Annotated in this window: 17 protein-coding genes and 3 pseudogenes; 3 read left to right on the top strand and 17 right to left on the bottom strand. The window is 64.4% G+C overall.

Annotated features, from left to right (window positions below):
- The 16 genes and pseudogenes from ACDELDRAFT_RS09810 to rpsB form a co-directional block, all read right to left on the bottom strand.
- Positions 1 to 686: TrmH family RNA methyltransferase (locus tag ACDELDRAFT_RS09810; protein ID WP_005796086.1), on the bottom strand; the 686-nt coding region annotated here is incomplete at its 3' end.
- Between the two features lie 41 nt (positions 687 to 727).
- Entirely contained in the window at positions 728 to 1,345 is a 618-nt protein-coding gene (gene rnhB / locus ACDELDRAFT_RS09805; RefSeq protein ID WP_005796084.1) for a ribonuclease HII, read from the bottom strand.
- Positions 1,317 to 2,474: a lipid-A-disaccharide synthase gene (gene lpxB / locus ACDELDRAFT_RS09800; protein ID WP_005796082.1), complete on the bottom strand. Its 1,158-nt coding sequence runs from the start codon at positions 2,472 to 2,474 to the stop codon at positions 1,317 to 1,319. The genes rnhB and lpxB overlap by 29 nt, the downstream gene beginning before the upstream one ends.
- 9 nt (positions 2,475 to 2,483) lie before the next feature.
- Entirely contained in the window at positions 2,484 to 3,272 is a 789-nt protein-coding gene (gene lpxA, locus ACDELDRAFT_RS09795) for an acyl-ACP--UDP-N-acetylglucosamine O-acyltransferase (protein WP_005796081.1), read from the bottom strand.
- 17 nt (positions 3,273 to 3,289) lie between these two features.
- The gene (fabZ, locus tag ACDELDRAFT_RS09790) at positions 3,290 to 3,730 is read right to left on the bottom strand and encodes a 3-hydroxyacyl-ACP dehydratase FabZ (protein WP_005796079.1); all 441 of its coding nucleotides are present in this window, start codon (positions 3,728 to 3,730) and stop codon (positions 3,290 to 3,292) included.
- Positions 3,731 to 3,743: 13 nt separating this feature from the next.
- A complete protein-coding gene (lpxD, locus tag ACDELDRAFT_RS09785) occupies positions 3,744 to 4,724 on the bottom strand; it encodes a UDP-3-O-(3-hydroxymyristoyl)glucosamine N-acyltransferase (protein WP_040328680.1) in 981 nt (326 codons plus the stop codon).
- Positions 4,725 to 4,748: 24 nt separating this feature from the next.
- Positions 4,749 to 5,270 carry an OmpH family outer membrane protein gene (locus tag ACDELDRAFT_RS09780; protein ID WP_005796077.1) on the bottom strand — a complete coding sequence of 174 codons (522 nt, stop codon included), beginning with the start codon at positions 5,268 to 5,270 and terminating at the stop codon, positions 4,749 to 4,751.
- Positions 5,270 to 7,567 (bottom strand): outer membrane protein assembly factor BamA, encoded by a 2,298-nt coding sequence (gene bamA, locus ACDELDRAFT_RS09775; protein ID WP_005796075.1) that lies wholly within the window; start codon positions 7,565 to 7,567, stop codon positions 5,270 to 5,272. The genes ACDELDRAFT_RS09780 and bamA overlap by 1 nt, the downstream gene beginning before the upstream one ends.
- A 45-nt stretch (positions 7,568 to 7,612) precedes the next feature.
- Positions 7,613 to 8,977, bottom strand: a complete 1,365-nt coding sequence (gene rseP / locus ACDELDRAFT_RS09770) for an RIP metalloprotease RseP (RefSeq protein ID WP_005796073.1) — start codon at positions 8,975 to 8,977, stop codon at positions 7,613 to 7,615.
- A gap of 27 nt (positions 8,978 to 9,004) precedes the next feature.
- A complete protein-coding gene (gene ispC, locus ACDELDRAFT_RS09765; protein WP_005796072.1) occupies positions 9,005 to 10,195 on the bottom strand; it encodes a 1-deoxy-D-xylulose-5-phosphate reductoisomerase in 1,191 nt (396 codons plus the stop codon).
- A pseudogene (locus tag ACDELDRAFT_RS09760) lies at positions 10,192 to 11,050 on the bottom strand (phosphatidate cytidylyltransferase). Before ACDELDRAFT_RS09760 ends, ispC begins: the two are co-directional and overlap by 4 nt.
- 9 nt (positions 11,051 to 11,059) lie before the next feature.
- The gene (uppS, locus tag ACDELDRAFT_RS09755; protein WP_005796069.1) at positions 11,060 to 11,791 is read right to left on the bottom strand and encodes a polyprenyl diphosphate synthase; all 732 of its coding nucleotides are present in this window, start codon (positions 11,789 to 11,791) and stop codon (positions 11,060 to 11,062) included.
- A 22-nt stretch (positions 11,792 to 11,813) separates the two neighbouring features.
- Positions 11,814 to 12,374 carry a ribosome recycling factor gene (gene frr, locus ACDELDRAFT_RS09750; RefSeq protein ID WP_005796067.1) on the bottom strand — a complete coding sequence of 187 codons (561 nt, stop codon included), beginning with the start codon at positions 12,372 to 12,374 and terminating at the stop codon, positions 11,814 to 11,816.
- Positions 12,375 to 12,424: 50 nt separating this feature from the next.
- Positions 12,425 to 13,147 carry a UMP kinase gene (gene pyrH / locus ACDELDRAFT_RS09745; RefSeq protein ID WP_005796065.1) on the bottom strand — a complete coding sequence of 241 codons (723 nt, stop codon included), beginning with the start codon at positions 13,145 to 13,147 and terminating at the stop codon, positions 12,425 to 12,427.
- 63 nt (positions 13,148 to 13,210) lie between these two features.
- A complete protein-coding gene (gene tsf / locus ACDELDRAFT_RS09740) occupies positions 13,211 to 14,140 on the bottom strand; it encodes a translation elongation factor Ts (RefSeq protein ID WP_005796063.1) in 930 nt (309 codons plus the stop codon).
- A gap of 112 nt (positions 14,141 to 14,252) precedes the next feature.
- Positions 14,253 to 15,005, bottom strand: coding sequence for a 30S ribosomal protein S2 (rpsB, locus tag ACDELDRAFT_RS09735; RefSeq protein ID WP_005796060.1), 753 nt, complete (start codon positions 15,003 to 15,005; stop codon positions 14,253 to 14,255).
- A 187-nt stretch (positions 15,006 to 15,192) separates the two neighbouring features.
- Here rpsB and ACDELDRAFT_RS09730 point away from each other — a divergent pair, with 187 nt between their 5' ends.
- Complete coding sequence (locus tag ACDELDRAFT_RS09730) at positions 15,193 to 16,539, top strand: amidase (protein ID WP_005796059.1); 1,347 nt, start codon at positions 15,193 to 15,195, stop codon at positions 16,537 to 16,539.
- 50 nt (positions 16,540 to 16,589) lie between these two features.
- A pseudogene (locus ACDELDRAFT_RS09725) lies at positions 16,590 to 17,826 on the top strand (FAD-dependent oxidoreductase).
- A 171-nt stretch (positions 17,827 to 17,997) separates the two neighbouring features.
- Here the strand turns inward: ACDELDRAFT_RS09725 and ACDELDRAFT_RS09720 are convergent.
- A pseudogene (locus ACDELDRAFT_RS09720) lies at positions 17,998 to 19,520 on the bottom strand (CoA-acylating methylmalonate-semialdehyde dehydrogenase).
- A 110-nt stretch (positions 19,521 to 19,630) separates the two neighbouring features.
- On the opposite strand from ACDELDRAFT_RS09720, the gene ACDELDRAFT_RS09715 reads away from it, so the two are divergent.
- Positions 19,631 to 19,889 (top strand): helix-turn-helix domain-containing protein (locus tag ACDELDRAFT_RS09715; protein WP_005796053.1); only part of this gene is annotated, 259 nt, incomplete at its 3' end.

Raw genomic sequence — 19,889 nt, 5'->3', positions numbered from 1 at the left:
ATGCGCCGGCTCGCCTGCGCCTCGAGCGCCGGCGATACGCCCTGCCCCTCGTGACCCAGCACCCATGCGCAGGGCCAGGGCAGGCTGGCGCGGTGCAGCAGGTCGCCTTCATGCGAACTGGTGACCAACAGCGGCACGTCGAGCACTCCCAGCTCTTCCAGCGCCAGCCCCTCGACCAAGTCCAGCGCGAAATGCGCGCCCATGCCCGCACGCAGCACCTTGGGGGCCCACAGCGCCGCGCCGCCCTTGAGCGCCGCCACCTGCCGAAAACCGAATGCCGAGGCGCTGCGCAGGATGGAGCCCACGTTGCCCGCGTCCTGCACACGGTCCAGCACCACCGTCGCCACGCCAGGCCGCAGCCCTTGCGATGGCGCGGCGTCCACCACGAACCCCATGGGCGCGGGCGACTCAAGCCCGCTGATGTCGGCAAAAAGGCCGTCGGCAAGCACTATCACTTTGGAAGCTGCCTGCGCATACATGGCGGGCGCCTGCGGCCAAAATGATTCAGAAAACACCGCAATGGCCGGGCGCACGCCGCGTTGCAGGGCGGCACTGCACAGGTGGTCACCTTCCAGCCACACGCGGCCCTGCTTGCGGTAGGCCGTGCTGTCTTGCGCCAGGCGCCGCAGGTCCTTGACAAAAGCGTTGTCGCGCGAATGGATGACGGTCAGGGGTGCGGAAGTCATGCGTTGTCCAGGAAGGTGGGAGGGCCGCAGCGTGGAGCGTCTCACCCCAGCACCCGGGCCACCGGCGCGAAGGTGCGCCGGTGGTGCACACAGGCACCGTGCTCGCGCAGCGCTGCCATGTGCACGGCCGTGCCATAGCCCTTGTGCCCGGCAAAGCCATACTGCGGGAAATGCTCGTCGATCTGCACACACCAGCGGTCGCGGTGCACCTTGGCCAGGATGGAGGCCGCCGAGATCGCCGGCACCAGCGCGTCGCCGTTGACGATGGCGTCGGCAGGCATGTCCAGCAGGGGCAGCCGATTGCCGTCCACCACGGCGCGCACGGGCTTGAGCCGCAGCCCCATGACCGCGCGTCGCATGGCCAGCAGCGTGGCCTGCAGGATGTTGAGGCGATCGATCTCCTCGACACTGGCTTCGGCAATGCTGCAACACAGTGCCTTGGCACGGATTTCATCGAACAAGGCCTCGCGCCGCGCGGCGGTGAGCTTCTTGGAATCGGCCAGCCCGGCGATGGGGTTGAGATCGTCGAGGATGACCGCCGCGGCCACCACGGGCCCGGCCAGCGGGCCCCTGCCGGCTTCGTCCACACCGGCCACGAGGCCGGGCGGGTGCCACGGGAGGCTGGCCTGTTCAGGCGGCAAGGAGTTTCTGGATCGCATCGGCAGCCAGTCGGGACGTGTCGCGCCGCAGGCTTTCGTGCAGCACGGTGAAGCGCTGTTCGAGCGCGGTGATTTTTTCTGGCTGGCGCGTGCGGGCCTCCAGCCATTCGAGTGTGGCCGCGCACAGCGCCTGCGGCGTGGCCGCGTCCTGGATCAGTTCTGGCACCACGAAATCGCGGCACAGGATGTTGGGCAACCCGACCCAGGGCTGCAACTGCTTGCGCCGCATGAGCCACCAGCTCAACGGGTGCATGTGGTAGCCGATCACCATCGGGCGCTTGAAGAGCGCGGCCTCGAGCGTGGCGGTGCCGCTGGCAATCAGCGTGGCATCGCAGGCAGCCAGTACGGCGTGCGATTGCCCGGCAACGATCTGCACGCCGTCGCCCAAGCCACTGGCGTGGGCAAGCTGCACGATGCGTTCACGCAGGAGCGGAACGGCCGGAACTATCAATTTAATAGCTGGTCGCGCTTTGCGGACAAGCGCTGCAGCCTGAAAGAACGGAGAAGCGATGTACGCCACCTCGGCCGAGCGGCTTCCAGGCAGGATGGCAAGAACCTCGTCCTCGTCGCGAAGCCCGAGCTGCGCCCTGGCGGCGGCACGGTCGGGCACCATGGGAATCACGTTCGCCAGCGGATGGCCCACATAGGTTGCGGCGATGCCGTGCTGTGCCAGCAGCTCGGGCTCAAAAGGAAAGATGCACAGCACATGGTCCGCGGCGCGGCGGATTTTGTCCACCCGGTCGGCTCGCCAGGCCCAGATCGACGGGCAGACGAAATGCACGGTCTTGACGCCGGCGGCGCGCAGATCGGTTTCGAGGCCCAGGTTGAAATCGGGAGCATCCACGCCAATGAAGACGTCGGGCGGCTCGTGCAACAGCCGTTCGCGCAGCTGCTTGCGAATGCGCAGGATGCCCTTCAGCCTGCGCAGCACTTCCATGCTGTAGCCGTGCACCGCCAGCCGTTCGCTGGGCCACCAGGCATCAAAGCCGCGCCGCTCCATCTGCGGCCCGCCAATGCCCTGCCCCTTCAGACCGGGCCACTGCGCTTGCAGGCCGTCGAGCAGCAGCCCCGCCAGCAAGTCGCCCGATGTTTCGCCCGCCACCATGGCGACGCGGGGAGGATTCCTCATGGCGCCGCCTCAGCGCGCGATGCCGCGCGTGGCGCCGGCCAGGAACTGCTCCATCATCGCCACGTCGCCGCCCGCCTCGGGCGCAGCCTGCGCCAGATCCCCAATGGCTGCGCGCGCAGCCTCGAGTGTGAGGCCCTGGCGATAGAGCAGCTTGTGCATCTGCTTGACGGCGCCAAGACGCTCGGGCGTGAAGCCGCGCCGACGCAGCCCCACCACGTTGTAGCCGCGCACGGCCAGCGGGTTGCCGTCCACCAGCATGAACGGGGGAACATCCTGCGCCACGGCACTGGCAAAACCCACCATGGCGTGTGCCCCCACCTTCACGAACTGGTGAATCCCGGTGAGCCCGCCCACCGTCACCCAGTCGCCCAGTTCCACGTGCCCGGCGAGGGTGGTGTTATTGGCCAGCGTGGTGTGGTTGCCCACATGGCAGTCATGTGCAATGTGGGTGTAGGCCATGATCCAATTGTCGTCGCCCACCGTGGTGATGCCGCCAGCCTGCGGAACCCCGAGGTTCAGCGTGCAGAACTCGCGGATGGTGTTGCGGTCGCCAATCACCAACTCGGTGGGTTCGCCCCCGTATTTCTTGTCCTGCGGGATCGCGCCGATCGAGTTGAACTGAAAAATCTGGTTATCGCGGCCCACCGTGGTGCGCCCGTCGATCACACAGTGCGCGCCCACCGTGGTGCCCGCGCCGATCACCACGTGGGCACCGATCACGCTGTAGGGCCCGATGCTGGCCGTCGCATCGATTTGCGCGCGGGGATCGACGATGGCGGTGGGATGGATGTTGCTCACGGCTTTCAAGAATGCAGTCAGCCCACGCTGCGCATGGTGCACATGAGTTCGGCTTCGCAGGCCACGTCGTCGCCCACACGCGCCACGCCCTTGAACTTCCAGATGCCACCACGGACTCGGTCAATGTGGATGTCCAAGATCAACTGGTCACCCGGCTCCACCGGGCGTTTGAAACGGGCGCCATCGATGCCGACGAAATAGTAGATGTTGTTTTCATCGGGGACCTTGCCCATCGCGTCGAACGCCAGCAGGCCTGCTGCCTGGGCCAGGGCCTCCAGGATCAGTACGCCAGGCATGACCGGGCGGCCCGGGAAATGCCCCATGAAATAAGGCTCATTGAACGTGACGTTCTTGATTGCCCGGATGCGGGCATTGCTCTCAAGCTCGATCACCTTGTCCACCAGCAAAAAGGGGTAGCGGTGGGGCAGTTGCTTGAGAATTGCGTGGATATCCATCATCGAGTTGTTCCGTTCATGCTGCCTTCAAAGCCTGCTCGAGCGCCTTGATGCGCTCACGCAAGCTGTGCAGTTGTTTGAGTGTCGCAGCGTTTTTTTCCCAGCGCACATTGTCGTCGATGGGGAACATGCCGGTGTACTGGCCGGGCTTGGTCAGCGAGCGCGTGACCACTGTGGCGGCCGAAATATGCACGTTGTCGGCAAGCTCCAGATGGCCCAGCACGATCGCGCCGCCACCTACCGTGCAGTGCGCCCCGATGGTCGCGCTGCCGGCCACGCCTACACACCCTGCCATCGCCGAGTGCTTGCCGATGCGCACGTTGTGGCCGATCTGCACCAGGTTGTCGAGCTTCACCCCGTCTTCGATCACGGTGTCCTGCAGCGCGCCGCGATCAATGCAGGTGTTGGCGCCAATTTCGACGTCGTCACCGATGCGCACGGCGCCGAGCTGCTCGATCTTGATCCATTCACCGGCCTGCGGCGCAAAACCAAAACCGTCGGCACCGATCACCACACCTGCATGCAGGATGCAGCGCGCACCGACGTGGCAGTCAGCACCCACCGTGACGCGCGATTTGAGCACCGTGCCGGCACCGATGTGCGCACCGCGCTCCACCACGCACAGAGGCCCCACACTTGCGCTGGGGTGCACCACCGCGCCCTCGTCCACCACCGCACTGGGGTGCACACCCAGCACGGGTGCCCTGCCCTCTTGCTGGCGCCAAAGCTGCGTCACGCGGGCGAAATAGGCGTAGGGATTGTCGGTGACGATACAGGCACCACGCGCCAAGGCGGGCTCCCGCATGGCAGGCGCCACAATGACACAGGCCGCCCGGGAGGCGGCCAGTTGCTGCTGGTAACGCGGATGGCTCAGAAAACTGATGTCTCCAGGCCCGGCGGACTCGAGCGGCGCAATTCGAACGACTTCGGTGTCCCGCAGCCCTCCTTCCAGCGATCCGCCCAGCGCATCAACAATGTTCCCCAGGAGCAAACTCACGCGCCGCCCGCCCTGCACTGCAGCTTATTTGCCTGCAGCGGCATTCAGCGCCTTGATCACCTTGTCAGTGATGTCGTGCTTGGGATTGATGTAAACGGCTTCCTGAAGGATGACGTCGTACTTCTCGGCCTCGGCAACCTGCTTGACCACCTTGTTGGCACGCTCGAGAACCTGGGCCAGCTCTTCGTTCTTGCGGGCGTTGAGGTCTTCCTGGAATTCGCGGCGCTTGCGCTGGAATTCACGGTCCTGGTCGACCAGCTGGCGCTGGCGCGTGGTGCGCTGGCTCTCGGCCATGGTGGGGGCCTCGCGCTCGAACTTCTCGGTCGCGGTCTTCAGGGTGTTGCCCATCTCGACGAGGTCCTTCTCACGGCGGGAGAACTCCTGCTCCAGCTTGGCCTGGGCCGCCTTGGCGGTGGTGGCTTCGCGGAAGATGCGGTCGGTATTGACGAAACCGGCCTTAAATTCTTGTGCCTGTGCCGCGGGGGCAGCCACTGCCAGCGTGCTCAACAGAACGGCCAGGGTGAAATGGCGGGAAAGTGATTTCATTAGAAGGACGTACCAATCTGGAATTGAAGTTTCTGGATTCTATCGCCGGCGAACTTGCGCACCGGCTGCGCAAAGGCGATACGCAGCGGACCGAGTGGCGAGATCCAGCTCAGGCCCAGACCCACGGACGCTCGCATGTCGCTGAAGCTGACCTTGTCATTTTCGCCATACACATTACCCACGTCCACGAAGGTGAAAACACGCAGCGTGCGATCGTTGCCAGCCCCTGGGAAGGGCGCCATCAGCTCGGCATTGAGCGTGACCTTCTTGGGGCCGCCCAAGGAAGCACCCGTCACGTCGCGCGGCCCCAGCGTACCCTGGTCAAAACCGCGCACCGATCCGAGGCCACCCGAGTAGAAGTTCTTGAACACGGGGAAAGGACGGCCATTCATGCCCTTGCCATAGCCCAGTTCACCGTTGAAAGCCACCGTGAAGCGCTTGTTCAAAGGGACGTACTGCTGGTACTGGTAGTTGGCCCGCATGTAGCGCGCGTCCCCGGCCACCGACCATTCGGAATTCAGCCGCTGGTAACGGCCCGAGTTGGGTGCCAATGCACTGTCGCGGTCATCACGCGACCACCCGATGGTCAGTGGAATCGCGCTGCTGCTGTAGCCATAGGTCTCGGCATAAGCGAGGTAGTTGGCTGGGATGTTGGTGCCCGGCTTGATTTTGGTCTGCTCAATGCCACCGCCGAAGAAGACGGTGTCCGTCTCGCTGAACGGCACCCCGAACCGCATCGACGCGCCCGTCGTGACCAATTGGTAATTGCCGCCTTGGTCTTCATAGGGCTTGGCCGTGCGGTAGTACAGGTCGAACGTGCGCGATATGCCATCCTTGGTGAAATAGGGATCGGTGGTGCTGAACACCAGCGTGCGGCGGTATTTGCTGGTGTTGACGTCCACGCCGAGGTAGTTACCCGAACCAAAAACGTTTTCCTGCTTGATGGCAAAGGACAAGGCCACCTTTTCCGCACTTGAGAAACCAACCCCCAGTTGCAACGAACCCGTAGGCTTCTCTGCCACGTTGATCACGAGATCGACCTGGTCCGGCGAGCCGGGTACTTCCTGCGTTTCAATGCCCACTTCGGTGAAAAATCCCAGCCGGTCCACGCGATCCCGTGACAGGCGGATCTTTTCGCCGTCGTACCACGATGCCTCGTACTGGCGGAATTCGCGGCGCACGACTTCGTCGCGCGTGCGGTTGTTGCCACTCACGTTGATGCGGCGCACGTAGGCGCGGCGAGCGGGCTCCGCCTGCAGCACCAGCGTCACGCGGTTGTTTTCACGATCAATTTCAGGCACGGCCTCGACGCGTGCGAACGCGAAACCAAAGCGACCGAAGTATTCAGAAAATGCCTTCGTGGTCTCGGTGACTTGGTCGGCGTTGTAGGGCTCGCCCGGTCGGATGGTGACCCGCGACTTGAACTCATCCTCTCGATCGAGGTAATTGCCTTCGAGCTTGACGCCCGACACCACGAACCGCTCTCCTTCGGTGATGTTGACCACGATGGAGATGTCCTGCTTGTCGGGCGAGATGGCCACCTGGGTGGAGTCGACGCGGAACTCCAAGTAGCCGCGCTGGAGGTAGTACGAGCGCAGGGTCTCGAGATCGGCGTTGAGCTTGGCGCGGGCATAGCGGTCGGACTTGGTGTACCAGCTCAGCCACCCGCCGGTATCCTGGTCGAACAGCCCCTTGAGCGTGGATTCGCTGAACGCCTTGTTGCCCACAATGCGCACTTCCTTGATCCGCGCAGGCTCGCCCTCCACCACGGTGAATGTGAGGTTGACACGGTTGCGCTCAATCGGCGTCACCGTGGTCACCACTTCGGCACCGTACATGCTCTTGTTGATGTACTGGCGCTTGAGTTCCTGCTCCGCACGGTCGGCCAGCGCCTTGTCATAAGGGCGCCCTTCGGTCAGGCCCACGTCGCGCATGCTCTTCTTGAGGGCTTCCTTGTCAAATTCCTTGGTGCCTGCAAAATCGACATCGGCGATGGTGGGGCGCTCTTCCACCACCACGACCAGGACGTTGCCGGCTGCCTCGAGCCGCACATCCTTGAACAGCCCCAGACCGAACAGTGCCCGGATGGCGGCAGCACCCTTTTCATCGTTGTAATCGTCTCCCACACGCAGAGGCATGGACGCGAAGATGGTGCCCGGCTCGACGCGCTGCAGACCCTCCACCCGGATGTCCTGCACTTTGAAAGGCTCCAGTGCCCAAGCCGCGTTGGCGACAAAAACCATGGCTGCAACGGTCGCTGCTGTACGCACGCCCAGGCGATTGATGTGTTTTTTCATGAGTGAAGCGGGAGCCGCATTGCGAAGGGAAACGCGGCAAAAAGGTTAGCCAAAAAGCCGGGTGATATCGTTGAACAGGGCAATGGACATCATGAGAAGAAGCACCGCCACGCCACCGCGCTGCAGGTGTTCCATCCATGCATCCGACACCTTCCTGCCCGTCACACCCTCCCAAAGATAATACATCAGGTGCCCACCGTCGAGGACTGGCAGGGGCAGCAGGTTCAGCACGCCCAGGCTCACGCTGATGAGGGCCAGAAACACCAAATATTGCGTGAGCCCCATACTGGCCGAGCGGCCGGCATAGTCGGCGATGGTGAGCGGACCGCTGAGGTTTTTCAAGGACGCCTGACCCACCACCATGCGCCCCATCATGCGAAGGGTGAGTGCCGAAACGTCCCAGGTGCGCACGACGCCATTCCACAGTCCCTCAAGAGGAGCATGGCGAACCACAACGAACTCCGGGGCTGCCCCCACGTAGGCGCCGATGCGCCCAACGCTGCCACTAGGTTCTTTCTGGACATCGGGCATGACCTCTACATCGAGCTGCCGACCGTCACGCTCCACGCGCCAGACCTGGACCACGGCCGCATCGGCGCGCACCGACTGGCGAATCAACTCTCGCAATTGCTGGCCGTCAACCACGCTGGCCGAGCCCATTTTCAGCACCACATCGCCTTGCCGCAGCCCCGAGCGCTGCGCTGCGCCGCCTGCCATGATTTCCCCCAGCACCGGACGGGTCCAGGGGCCCATGATCCCTACCTTGCGAAAGAGCTGCGCATCGGCTTCGCGCGTGTCGATCTGGGCCATGTCAAGCACGATCTGCCGGTGCAGGGCACCAGGCACCGGCTCGACCTCCAGCCGCACCGCCTCGCCTTCGAGGGCGCCACGGGTCAGAATCCAGCGCAGGTCCTCGAACGAGCGCACAGGCTCCAATTCCTGGGAGCCCAATGCGGCGGCATGCACCAGCTCACCGCCACGCAGCCCCGCCGCCTGCGCCACCGAACCCGCCACGGGGCTGGCCAGCAGCGCCTTGGGCTCTTGTACGCCACTCCAGTTCACCACCGAATACAGCAGCACCGCCAGCAGCAGATTGGCCACCGGGCCGGCCGCCACAATGGCGGCTCGCGAACGCAAGGGCTGGGTGTTGAATGCCAAATGGCGCTCTGCCTCGGGCACAGGCGCCTCGCGCTCGTCGAGCATGCGCACGTAGCCGCCCAGGGGAAAGGCACTCAGTACAAATTCGGTAGATGACCCCCGCGGCTGCCAGCGCAACAAGGGCTTGCCAAAGCCCACGGAAAACCGCAGCACTTTGACACCGCACGCCACGGCCACCCGGTAATGCCCGTACTCGTGCACGGCAATCAGCACGCCCAAGGCAACAACGAAAGCGACAAGGGTCAGCAACATGCAACGGCTCCGTGAATAAGAACGGACTCAGGCAGCAAGGCGACCCACAGCCTGCTCTGCCACGCCACGCGCCCGCTGGTCCAAAGCGAGCAGGGCCTGGAGCGAATCGGGGTTGGAGGGCGAGACCGCCTCCAAAGTTGCAAGGTTGAGGTGGTGTATCTGGTCAAAGCGGATGCGCCGCTCCAGAAAAGCGGCCACGGCCACCTCGTTGGCGGCATTGAGAACGGCTGTCGTGCCCCCGGGAGCCGCCAGCGCGTCCCACGCCAGCTGCAATCCAGGGAACCGCTCACGGTGCTCACGATCGTCGATGGCCTCGAAAGTCATGGCGGAAAGCGCGTGAAAATCCAGCGCAGAGGCCCCAGACTCCACCCGCTCGGGCCAGGCGAGTCCATAGGCGATGGGCACGCGCATGTCGGGCGTACCCAGTTGGGCCACCACCGAGGTATCGCGGTACTGGACCATGGAATGAATGATGCTCTGGGGATGGATCACCACGTCAAGTTGCGACGGATCCATCCCGAACAGATAGCGCGCCTCGATGACTTCGAGCGCCTTGTTCATCATCGTGGCCGAATCCACCGAGATCTTCCGCCCCATGCTCCAGTTGGGGTGGGCACAAGCCTGCTCTGGCGTGACGTCGCGCAGCGTGGCAGGCGCACGGGTGCGAAACGGCCCTCCCGAGGCCGTGAGGATGATCTTCTGCACCCGCTCGTTCCAGGTGGCGGAGTCTTCGGGCAGCGACTGGAAAATAGCCGAGTGCTCACTGTCGATGGGAAGCAGGGTTGCCGCGCCCTCGCGCACCGCATCCATGAACACATCGCCGCCCACGACCAGCGCCTCCTTGTTGGCCAGCAGAAGGCGCTTCCCAGCCCAGGCCGCTGCGAGACAGGGTGCCAGCCCTGCCGAACCAACGATGGCGGCCATCACCATGTCGACCTCATCGTTGGACGCTATTATTTCAAGAGCGTCTGGCGATTGCAGCACATTCGTTTTCAGCCCATTTGCCTTGATTTTCTCTTCCAGCAGGCGGGCGTGCGGAGCACTCGCCATCACCGCGAAACTGGGCCGGAACTGCGCGCACTGCGCCAGCATCAAATCGACCTGGGTGGCCGCACTGAGGGCAAACACCTCGAAACGGTCGGGGTGACGTGCCACCACGTCGAGCGTGCTGGTGCCAATGGAGCCCGTAGAGCCCAGAACAGTAATTCGTTGTTTCATAGAGTTGTCGTGAGGCGGGTCAGCATCATGGCGAGCGGCAGCGTGGGTAGCAAGGCGTCCACCCGGTCCAGCACGCCGCCATGCCCTGGCAGCAGGCCACTGCTGTCCTTCACCCCAGCGCTGCGCTTGATCAACGACTCCACCAGATCGCCAGCCACACTCATGGCGACCATGAACAGCACTGTGATCACCAGCATCCACCAGCCTTGCTGCGCCATGCGGCTGTAGAAACTGGGCACTGCCGCTTGCCAGTGCGCGTCGGCAGCAACCCATGCAAACGCCAGCACGGTCACGCCGATGAGCCCGCCCCACACCCCTTCCCAGCTCTTGCCCGGACTGATCGAGGGAGCCAGCTTGTTCTTGGTGAAGCGCAGCCCGAACGCACGGCCCGCAAAATAGGCAAAGATATCGGCCACCCACACCAGCACCAGCACCGACAGGAGAAAGTTGACGCCCACATGGCGCGCCTGAACGACGGCCAGCCATGCGAGCCACAGAGCCAGCACCCCTGCCACCAAGCGCACCGCTGCCGGAATGCGGGGCCAGCCGGGCACGCCGGCGCGCAGCAGCCAAGCGGAGCAAAGCACCCAAAGGCCGCCGCCCGCAATCCACAAAAAACGTGAGCGGCCTGTCGGACCACCCCAGCGCCCAGGAAGCCCCGCACAACACCACGCATGTCCCACCCACCGCCAGCGCACCGCCTTGGCGCAAGCCACTCAGGCGCCCCCACTCCCACGCCCCTGCGGCCATCAAGACCAAAACCACCAAGGTGAAGGGCGCAGGGGACGGATAGAAAAGCGCGGGCAGCAGAATCGCCAGCAGGACAAGGGCAGTGATGACGCGCGGTAGAAGCATGGGGCCTTTTCAGCCCGCCACCGTGTCTGGGTGCGCGGACGCTATCTGTTCGGAGGTTTTGCCAAAGCGGCGTTCGCGTGCACTGTAAACCGCAATGGCTTCGTCGAGCGCAGACTCATCGAAATCGGGCCACAACCTGTCGCTGAAATAAAGCTCCGAATAAGCCACCTGCCAGAGCAGAAAATTACTGATCCGCATCTCCCCGCCCGTGCGGATCACCAGATCAGGATCAGGAACATGCGCCAATGCCATGGCACCATGCAAGCTGGCCTCGGTGATGGGCTCACCGCGCGCTGCAAGCGCCGCCGCCGCCTGGGCAATGTCCCACCGGCCCCCATAGTTGAAGCATACGTTGAGGACAAGGCGGGTGTTTTCTGCTGTTGCGGCCTCCGCCTGGGCAAGACCGTCACGCACTTTGGGTGACAGTCCAGCGCGTTCTCCGACAAAGAAGAGGCGAACGCCATCCTTCTTGAGCTGCGGTACTTCGCGGGCGAGGGCCAGGGCAAGCAGTTCCATGAGACCCGACACCTCGTCGGCGGGCCGGTTCCAGTTCTCGGACGAGAACGCGAAAACCGTCAGCACCGCGACGCCACGCTCGGCGCAGGCGCGCGCGCATCGGCGCAAGGAATCAACCCCTTGCTTGTGGCCGGCCAGGCGCGGCAGGAAACGCCGCGTGGCCCAGCGGCCGTTGCCATCCATGACGATGGCAATGTGGTGAGGCACCACCGGAGATACAGACATGGGAACGTTCAAGCCCTGGGGCTTAAACCGCCATGATTTCCTGCTCTTTGGCGGCTACCAGCGCATCAATCTCGGCGATGTGCTTGTCGGTGAATTTCTGCACGTCGGTTTCGGCACGCTTCTGATCGTCTTCGGACGCGAGCTTGTCCTTGACCAGCTTCTTCACGGATTCGTTGGCGTCGCGGCGCAGGTTGCGCACGGCGATTTTGGCGCTCTCTCCTTCGTTGCGAGCCAGCTTGGTCATTTCCTTGCGACGCTCTTCGCTCATGGGGGGCATTGGCACGCGAATGAGATCGCCCATCGAGGCAGGGTTCAGGCCCAGATCGCTCTCGCGGATGGCCTTTTCGATCTTGGCGCCCATGCCCTTTTCCCAGGGCTGCACGCTGATGGTGCGGGAGTCCAGCAGGGCCACATTGGCCACTTGGCTCAGCGGAACCGGAGAGCCGTAATACTCGACATGCACGGTGTCGAGCAGCGCGGGGTTGGCACGGCCAGTGCGGATCTTCTGCAGGTTGTTCTTGAACGCAGCGATGGACTGGTCCATCTTGGTTTCTGCGGTTTTCTTGATGTCGGCAATCGTCATGTTCTCTCCTCGGGCCGGCCCGCATCGAGCGCGGGCCCATCCATCGTGGGTCAGGCGTAAACCAGCGTACCTTCGTCTTCGCCCATCACCACACGCTTCAAGGCACCGTGCTTGATGATGGAAAACACCTTCACCGGCAGCTTCTGGTCACGGCACAGCGCAAAGGCGGTGGCATCCATGATGCCCAGGTTGCGGGACATCGCCTCGTCAAAGCTGAGCTTGGTGTAGCGCGTGGCAGACGGGTCTTTCTGGGGGTCGGCAGTATAAACGCCGTCCACCTTGGTGGCCTTGAGCACCAGCTCGGCACCGATTTCGGCACCACGCAGTGCAGCCGCCGTATCGGTGGTGAAGAACGGGTTTCCCGTTCCGGCGGCAAACACGACGACCTTGCCCTCTTCGAGGTACTGCAAGGCCTTGGGGCGCACATAGGGCTCGACCACCTGCTCGATGGCGATGGCGGACATCACGCGGGCCACCAGGCCCTGCTTGTCCATGGCGTCGGCCAGTGCCAGCGCGTTCATCACCGTGGCCAGCATGCCCATGTAGTCGGCGGTGGCCCGGTCCATGCCAACCGAACCACCCGCCACGCCACGGAAAATATTACCCCCGCCGATCACCACCGCCACCTGCACACCCAGGCGGGTGACTTCCGCGATTTCCTCCACCATGCGCACGATGGTGGCACGATTGATGCCAAAGGAATCATCCCCCATCAGCGCCTCACCAGACAGCTTGAGCAGGATGCGCTTGTGGGCTGGTGCGGCGTGAGACATGGGTATTTTCTCCAAAGGCAAGTACGGCGGAAGGGGTGATGGCGAGGCTGGACTACCGCCTGGTCAGGCGGCAGCAGCCTTGGCGGCGGCGACCTGGGCGGCCACCTCGGCAGCGAAGTCGTCGGCCTTCTTCTCGATGCCTTCGCCCACGACGTAGAGCGTGAAGCCCTTCACGTTGGTGTTGGCAGCCTTGAGCATCTGGGCCACGGTCTGCTTGCCATCGGCAGCCTTCACAAACACCTGGTCGGCGAGCGAGACTTCCTTCAGGTACTTCTGGACAGCGCCGTCGATGCGCTTGGCGGTGATTTCAGCGCTTTGCGCTGGCTTGCCGGCAGCCACCAGTTCCTTGTTGGCTTCGTCGGCCTTGCCTTCAGCCACCGAGCGCTCCTTGGCGATCAGCTCGGCGGGCACGTCGGCGCTGGTCAGGGCCACAGGCTTCATGGCAGCCACGTGCATGGCCACATCCTTGGCTGCAGCGGCATCGCCGTCGAACTCGACCACCACGCCAATGCGTGAACCGTGCAGGTAGGCAGCCAGGCTGGAGCCGCTGAAGCGCTTGAAGCGGCGGAACGACATGTTTTCGCCGATCTTGCCGATCAGACCCTTGCGCACGTCTTCCAGCGTGGGACCGAAGCTGTCCTGCTCGTAGGGCAGAGCGCCCAGGGCTTCGATGGTGGCTGGGTTCTGCTCGGCCACCAGCTTGGCCGCAGCGTTGGCCATGGCGATGAAGCTGTCGTTCTTCGATACGAAGTCGGTTTCGCTGTTGACTTCAATCAGGGCACCCACGTCGCCATTGATGAAGCTGGCGACCACGCCTTCAGCGGTGACGCGCGAAGCGGCCTTGCCAGCCTTCGTGCCCAGCTTGACGCGCAGCAGCTCTTCAGCCTTGGCCATGTCGCCGTCGGCTTCCGTCAGCGCCTTCTTGCATTCCATCATGGGAGCGTCGGTCTTGCCGCGCAGTTCAGCAACCATGCTTGCGGTAATTGCAGCCATCTGTATTCCTTCCGTATTCAGTTCAATCGATCAATTTCTGGATTCGGGCTAAAAAAAAGGGGGCTCACCAGGGGCCCCGCATTTTCTAGCGCAAAGCCGCGCAGCCGGGAGCTCAGGCTGCGGACTCTTGCACTTCCACAAACTCGTCGCCGCCTTCGGCAGCCACTGCCTTGACCACTTCGTTCACGGCGTTGGCGCGGCCTTCGATGATCGCGTCGGCGATGCCACGGGCGTACAGCGTCACGGCCTTGGCCGAGTCGTCGTTACCGGGGATCACGTAGTCAATGCCTTCGGGCGAATGGTTGGTATCCACCACGCCGATCAGCGGAATGCCCAGCTTCTTGGCTTCGGCCACGGCGATCTTGTGGAAGCCCACGTCGATGATGAAGATGGCGTCAGGCAGCGCGGCCATGTCCTGGATGCCGCCGATGTCCTTCTCGAGCTTTTCGATTTCGCGGCTGAACGTCAGCTGCTCTTTCTTGCTCAGGCTGTCGAGACCGGTTTCGAGCTGTGCCTTCATGTCCTTCAGACGCTTGATCGAAGTCTTGACGGTCTTGAAGTTGGTCAGCATGCCACCCAGCCAGCGCTGGTCGACGAAAGGCACGCCAGCGCGCTGCGCTTCGGTGGCCAGGATCTCACGTGCCTGGCGCTTCGTGCCGACCATCAGGATGGTGCCGCGGTTGGCGGCCAGTTGCTTGGCGAACTTTTGTGCTTCCTGGAACAGTGGCAGCGACTTTTCCAGGTTGATGATGTGAATCTTGTTGCGATGGCCGAAGATGTAGGGGGCCATCTTGGGGTTCCAGAAGCGGGTTTGGTGACCGAAGTGGACACCGGCTTCCAGCATTTCGCGCATGGTAACGGACATAAAAATACTCCAAAGGTTGGGTCTAAAATCCAGCCCCAATATTTGCGCCGCCGTGCCTCTGCACAAAGACGCAACACCTTGACAGGGCTGGTTTGCGATTGGTTTTGCTGCTGCCGCCCCGCACCCACTGCCTGAGACACCAGGTGCGTTGCTGCTCTCAGCAAAACCCAAAGATTCTAGCACACCCATGCTTTCCGACCTCACCACCACCCGCCAGCGCTTGCAGGACGGGATCAGCACCGCCGCCGCCGAACTGGAGCCGTGTATCGAGGCAGCCGAAGCACCTGCCTGCGCGCATGCATTTCTGCACCTGGACACCGCATCCGCACGCACCATCGTGGTGCAAAACAGCCTCTCAGGGCTGCCATTGGCCGGCTTGGCGGTATCGGTCAAGGACCTCTTCGACATCGCAGGCCAGCCCACCACCGCAGGCTCCACGGTTCTGGCTGGGGCAGCGCCAGCGCAGCAGGACTGCCCGGCCGTTGCGCGCCTGCGTGCCGCTGGCGGCATGGTCATCGGCCGCACGAACATGGTGGAATTTGCCTTCTCGGGCGTGGGGGTGAACCCGCACTTCGGAACACCAGCGGCCTGGGACGGCCGCTTTGGCGCTCTGCCGGGTGCACCGAGAATCCCCGGGGGATCTTCATCGGGGGCCGCCGTCTCGGTGGCCACCGGGGCCGCTTTTGTGGGACTGGGCTCAGACACCGGCGGCTCCATCCGTATCCCCGCGGCACTCAATGGCATCGTGGGCTTCAAGAACACAGCCCGGCTCGTCCCCACGGCGGGCGCGATTCCGTTGTCCACCACGCTGGACACGGCCTGCGCCATGACGCGCAGCGTGCGCGATGCCGTCGTGGTGCACGAGGTGCTGGCTGCGCGGCGTGTCACACGCAGTCCGGCCCCCTTGCGCTTCTGGCGTCTGGCCGTGCCCTCCACCACCTTCCTCGACAATCTGGACGCCACCGTGGCCCAGGCATTCAGCCGCACGCTGGACGCCTTGCGCCGAGCCGGCGCGCACATCGAAGAAATTGCCTTGCCGCTGACGGAGGAACTTGGTCCCATGCAGGCCAGAGGCGGCCTGTCCGCAGCGGAAAGCCATGCCTGGCACCGCCCCCTGCTCGCGCGGCAGGCATCGCAATACGATCCGCGGGTGCGCAGCCGCATCGAGCGCGGCGCCACCATGGCGGCAGCGGACTATATCGATCTGCTGCAGGCCCGCCAGCACTGGATAGCCCGCATGGAAGCCGCCCTGGCCCCCTACGACGCCCTGCTCTCGCCCACGGTGCCGATGGTGGCGCCGACCATCGCCGAGGTGGCGCCCGGCAGTGAGCGCGATGCCGAGTTCTTCCGCGTCAACGCCCTGCTGCTGCGCAATACCAGCGTGGTGAACATGCTCGATGGCTGCGCCCTGTCGCTGCCCTGCCATGTGGCCGGGGAACTCCCGGTCGGGCTGATGGTCTGGCACGGTGCCATGCACGACGACGCAGTGCTCAATGTGAGCCTGCAGATTGAGCGGATACTACAAAAACAATAGCTGCCAGCGCTTTACCATCAAGCGCTTGAGTCAGAAAACAATTCAAATCCATGAAGATCGCCATCGTGGGCGCCGGCGTTGTCGGCGTGTCCACCGCATATGAGCTGGCCCGTGACGGCCACGAAGTCACCGTCTTTGAACAACGCAACGCGGCCGCCGAGGAAGCCAGCTTTGCCAACGCCGGCCTGCTGGCGCCGCACCTGCCCACCCCCTGGGCCACGCCGGCCTTGGGCGCCCCGCTAAAGCTGCTGGGCCGCCGCGCCACGCTGCGGCTGGCCAAGGGCTTCAAGGGCAACGACCTGGCCTGGATATGGCGCTGGCGACGTATGGCGCACCGCGGCGCGCAGGCCGCACCGCTGGCAACGCTGGAAGGGCTGGCCCGATACAGCCAGCACCATCTGCAGCAAATCACGGCCCGCCACGAACTGGACTTTGAAGGCAACCAGGGGCGACTCATCCTGCTGCGCACCGCACAGGAGCAAGCCCGCTGGCAACCTGCCCTGCAGGTGCTACGCGACGCCGGAATTGCGCTGCGCGAGATGGATGCCGAGGCCGCACGCCAGATCGAGCCCGGCCTGTGCCCCGAACCCCGCTGGCGGGGCGCTGCACCTGCCGGACGCCACGGCCGGCAACTGCCGGCTGTTCGCGCAACTGCTGCGCCAGGGCACCCAGGCCGGTGGCGTGCAGTTTGCCTTTGGCACCCGCGTGGCCCGGCTGGCTTCCCCGCCCATGGGCGTACAGGTGCACGGCGAAAGCGGCACGCGGTCCTTCGATGCCGTGGTGCTGTGCGCAGGCGCGGCGTCGGCGGCGTTGTTGCGCCCGCTGGGCCTGCGCCTGCCGCTGGCGGCCGTGTATGGCTATTCCGTCAGCGCCCCGCTGCGCGAAGAACTGCACGCGCCGGTGGCCAGCGTGGTGGACAGCCAGGAGCAGATCACCATCACCCGCCTGGGCCAGCGTGTGCGCATCACCGGTGGCGCCGAGCTGGGCGGACAGGACGCAGCCCACCACGTCCCCACGCTGCAGCAGCTCTACCGGACCATGAACGAATGGTTCCCGGGCGGCGCCCTGTTGTCCTCGGGGCTGCAGGTATGGCGCGGCGCGCGCCCCACATTGCCCGACGGCGCGCCCGTGGTGGGCGCCAGTGGCGTGCCGGGCCTGTGGCTCAACACGGGGCATGGCGCGGGCGGATGGGCACTGGCGAGCGGCTGCGCCCGTGCCGTGGCAGACCTGATCGGCCAGCGCAACCCCGACATCAATCTGGACGGGCTGGGTATCCAGCGCTTCTGAGTCGCCACGGCGCGCAGGGTTGGCTTTCGCGTTCGTTGCCCCCCAATCCGGCAGCCCATCCAGCAGGCACAAGCCGGGCGCAGCCGAGCCCCTTGAATCCGGCGAATCGGCCACCGACAACCATGAAAAAAGGGGCCAAGGGCCCCTGGGTTGCGAGCAGGCGCGAAGGCCTCACTTCGCAGTAGGCATCACGAACTCGGCCCCCTTGGGCGTGCTTTCCGGCCAGCGCTGCATGATGCTCTTTTGCTTGGTGTAGAAGCGCACGCCTTCTTCACCGTAGGCGTGCATGTCGCCAAACAGGCTGCGCTTCCAGCCGCCAAAGCCATGCCAGGCCATGGGCACCGGGATCGGCACGTTGATGCCGACCATGCCCGCCTGGATGCGGCGGCCAAACTCGCGGGCCACGTTGCCGTCGCGCGTGAAGCACGCCACGCCGTTGCCGAACTCATGGTCGTTGACCAGTTTCACTGCTTCACCGAAATCCTTGGCGCGCACCACCGCCAGCACGGGGCCGAAAATTTCTTCCTTGTAGATGCGCATCTCGGGCGTGACGTGGTCGAACAGCGTGCCGCCCAGCCAGAAACCGCCTTCGCAGCCCTCGCCCGCCTGCTTGCCGTCAAAGCCGCGGCCATCCACCAGCAGTTGCGCGCCCTCCTTCACGCCCAGGTCGATGTAACCCGAGATGCGCTCGTGGGCCGCACGGGTGACGATGGGACCCATTTCGGCCGCGAGGTTGGTGCCGTTGAGAACCTTGAGCGCCCGGGTGCGCTCGATGAGCTTGGGCACCACCTTGTCGGCGGCGTCCCCCACCAGCACAGCCACGCTGATGGCCATGCAACGCTCGCCGGCCGAGCCATAGCCAGCACCGATCAGGGCGTCCACCGCCTGGTCCAGATCGGCATCGGGCATGACGACCATGTGATTCTTCGCGCCACCCAGGGCCTGCACGCGCTTGCCGTGGCGGGCCCCGGTTTCGTAGATGTAGTTGGCAATGGGGGTCGATCCAACGAAGCTCACAGCCTTCACATCCGGGTGCTCGATGAGCGCATCCACCGCCTCCTTGTCACCCTGCACCACGTTGAACACGCCATCGGGCAACCCCGCCTGCTTGAACAGATCGGCCATCAGCAGCGAGGCCGTGGGATCGGTCGGGCTGGGCTTGAGCACGAAGGTGTTGCCGGCAGCGATAGCCACCGGGAACATCCACATCGGCACCATGACCGGAAAGTTGAAAGGCGTGATGCCCGCCACCACGCCCAGAGGCTGGCGCAGCGTCCAGTTGTCGATGCCCGTGCTGACCTGGTCGGTGAAATCGCCCTTGAGCAATTGCGGAATGCCGCAGGCAAACTCGATGATGTCGATGCCGCGCGCCACTTCACCCTGCGCGTCGGTGAAGACCTTGCCATGCTCGGCCGTGATGGCGCGGGCCAGCGCATCCTTGTTCTGGTTGACCAACTCGAGGAACTTGAACAGCACACGCGCACGGCGGATCGGTGGCGTGTCGGCCCAGGCCGGGAAGGCCGCCTGCGCAGCCGCCACGGCCGCATCCACATCGGCCGGTGGGCCAGCGCCACGCGGCCCGTCACCACGCCCGTGGCGGGGTTGGTCACATCCTGGCTGCGGGTGCTGGCGCCAGCGATGCGCGCGCCCTGGATGTAGTGGCCAATGTGGATGGGCTGGGTGGCGGTGGTCATGCAAACCTCTTTCAAAAACAGTGAACGTGGCCTGCAGTCTAGAAGCCCCCCCCCGCCCCGCCAAGACCGCAGCCGTGAAATGATTGTTCACCTTGGTGAACAATAGCGCCATGAAATCGACAGACCACACCCCACCTGAAGCCCTCTGGTCCCACCTGCACTGGCTGGTAGTGCTGGGCGAGCAAGGCAGCTATACCGGCGCAGCGGTGCGGCTGGGCGTGAGCAAGGCGGCCATGAGCCAGCACATTGCCGAGCTGGAACGCGCCGCTGGCGTTCCGCTGGTGCGGCGCACCACGCGCAGTGTGGGCTTGACCGAGGCGGGGCGGCAACTGGTGGACGACACGCGCGGCGCCTTCGAGCGCATCGCCG

It is taken from the genome of Acidovorax delafieldii 2AN (genome assembly GCF_000175235.1).
Lineage (GTDB): Bacteria > Pseudomonadota > Gammaproteobacteria > Burkholderiales > Burkholderiaceae_C > Acidovorax > Acidovorax delafieldii_B.
The sequence above is the reverse complement of the archived record's forward strand: the minus strand, read 5'-3'. Positions and strand labels throughout refer to the sequence as shown.

Excerpts from the sequence above, each read along its gene's own strand:
- frr (WP_005796067.1), bottom strand. The coding sequence starts at position 12,374 with ATGACGATTGCCGACATCAAGAAAACCGCAGAAACCAAGATGGACCAG.
- lpxB (WP_005796082.1), bottom strand. The coding sequence starts at position 2,474 with ATGAGGAATCCTCCCCGCGTCGCCATGGTGGCGGGCGAAACATCGGGC.
- pyrH (WP_005796065.1), bottom strand. The coding sequence starts at position 13,147 with ATGTCTCACGCCGCACCAGCCCACAAGCGCATCCTGCTCAAGCTGTCT.
- rpsB (WP_005796060.1), bottom strand. The coding sequence starts at position 15,005 with ATGTCCGTTACCATGCGCGAAATGCTGGAAGCCGGTGTCCACTTCGGT.
- ispC (WP_005796072.1), bottom strand. The coding sequence starts at position 10,195 with ATGAAACAACGAATTACTGTTCTGGGCTCTACGGGCTCCATTGGCACC.
- bamA (WP_005796075.1), bottom strand. The coding sequence starts at position 7,567 with ATGAAAAAACACATCAATCGCCTGGGCGTGCGTACAGCAGCGACCGTT.
- rnhB (WP_005796084.1), bottom strand. The coding sequence starts at position 1,345 with ATGCGATCCAGAAACTCCTTGCCGCCTGAACAGGCCAGCCTCCCGTGG.
- ACDELDRAFT_RS09780 (WP_005796077.1), bottom strand. The coding sequence starts at position 5,270 with ATGAAATCACTTTCCCGCCATTTCACCCTGGCCGTTCTGTTGAGCACG.
- uppS (WP_005796069.1), bottom strand. The coding sequence starts at position 11,791 with ATGTCTGTATCTCCGGTGGTGCCTCACCACATTGCCATCGTCATGGAT.
- tsf (WP_005796063.1), bottom strand. The coding sequence starts at position 14,140 with ATGGCTGCAATTACCGCAAGCATGGTTGCTGAACTGCGCGGCAAGACC.
- ACDELDRAFT_RS09730 (WP_005796059.1), top strand. The coding sequence starts at position 15,193 with ATGCTTTCCGACCTCACCACCACCCGCCAGCGCTTGCAGGACGGGATC.
- rseP (WP_005796073.1), bottom strand. The coding sequence starts at position 8,977 with ATGTTGCTGACCCTTGTCGCTTTCGTTGTTGCCTTGGGCGTGCTGATT.
- fabZ (WP_005796079.1), bottom strand. The coding sequence starts at position 3,730 with ATGATGGATATCCACGCAATTCTCAAGCAACTGCCCCACCGCTACCCC.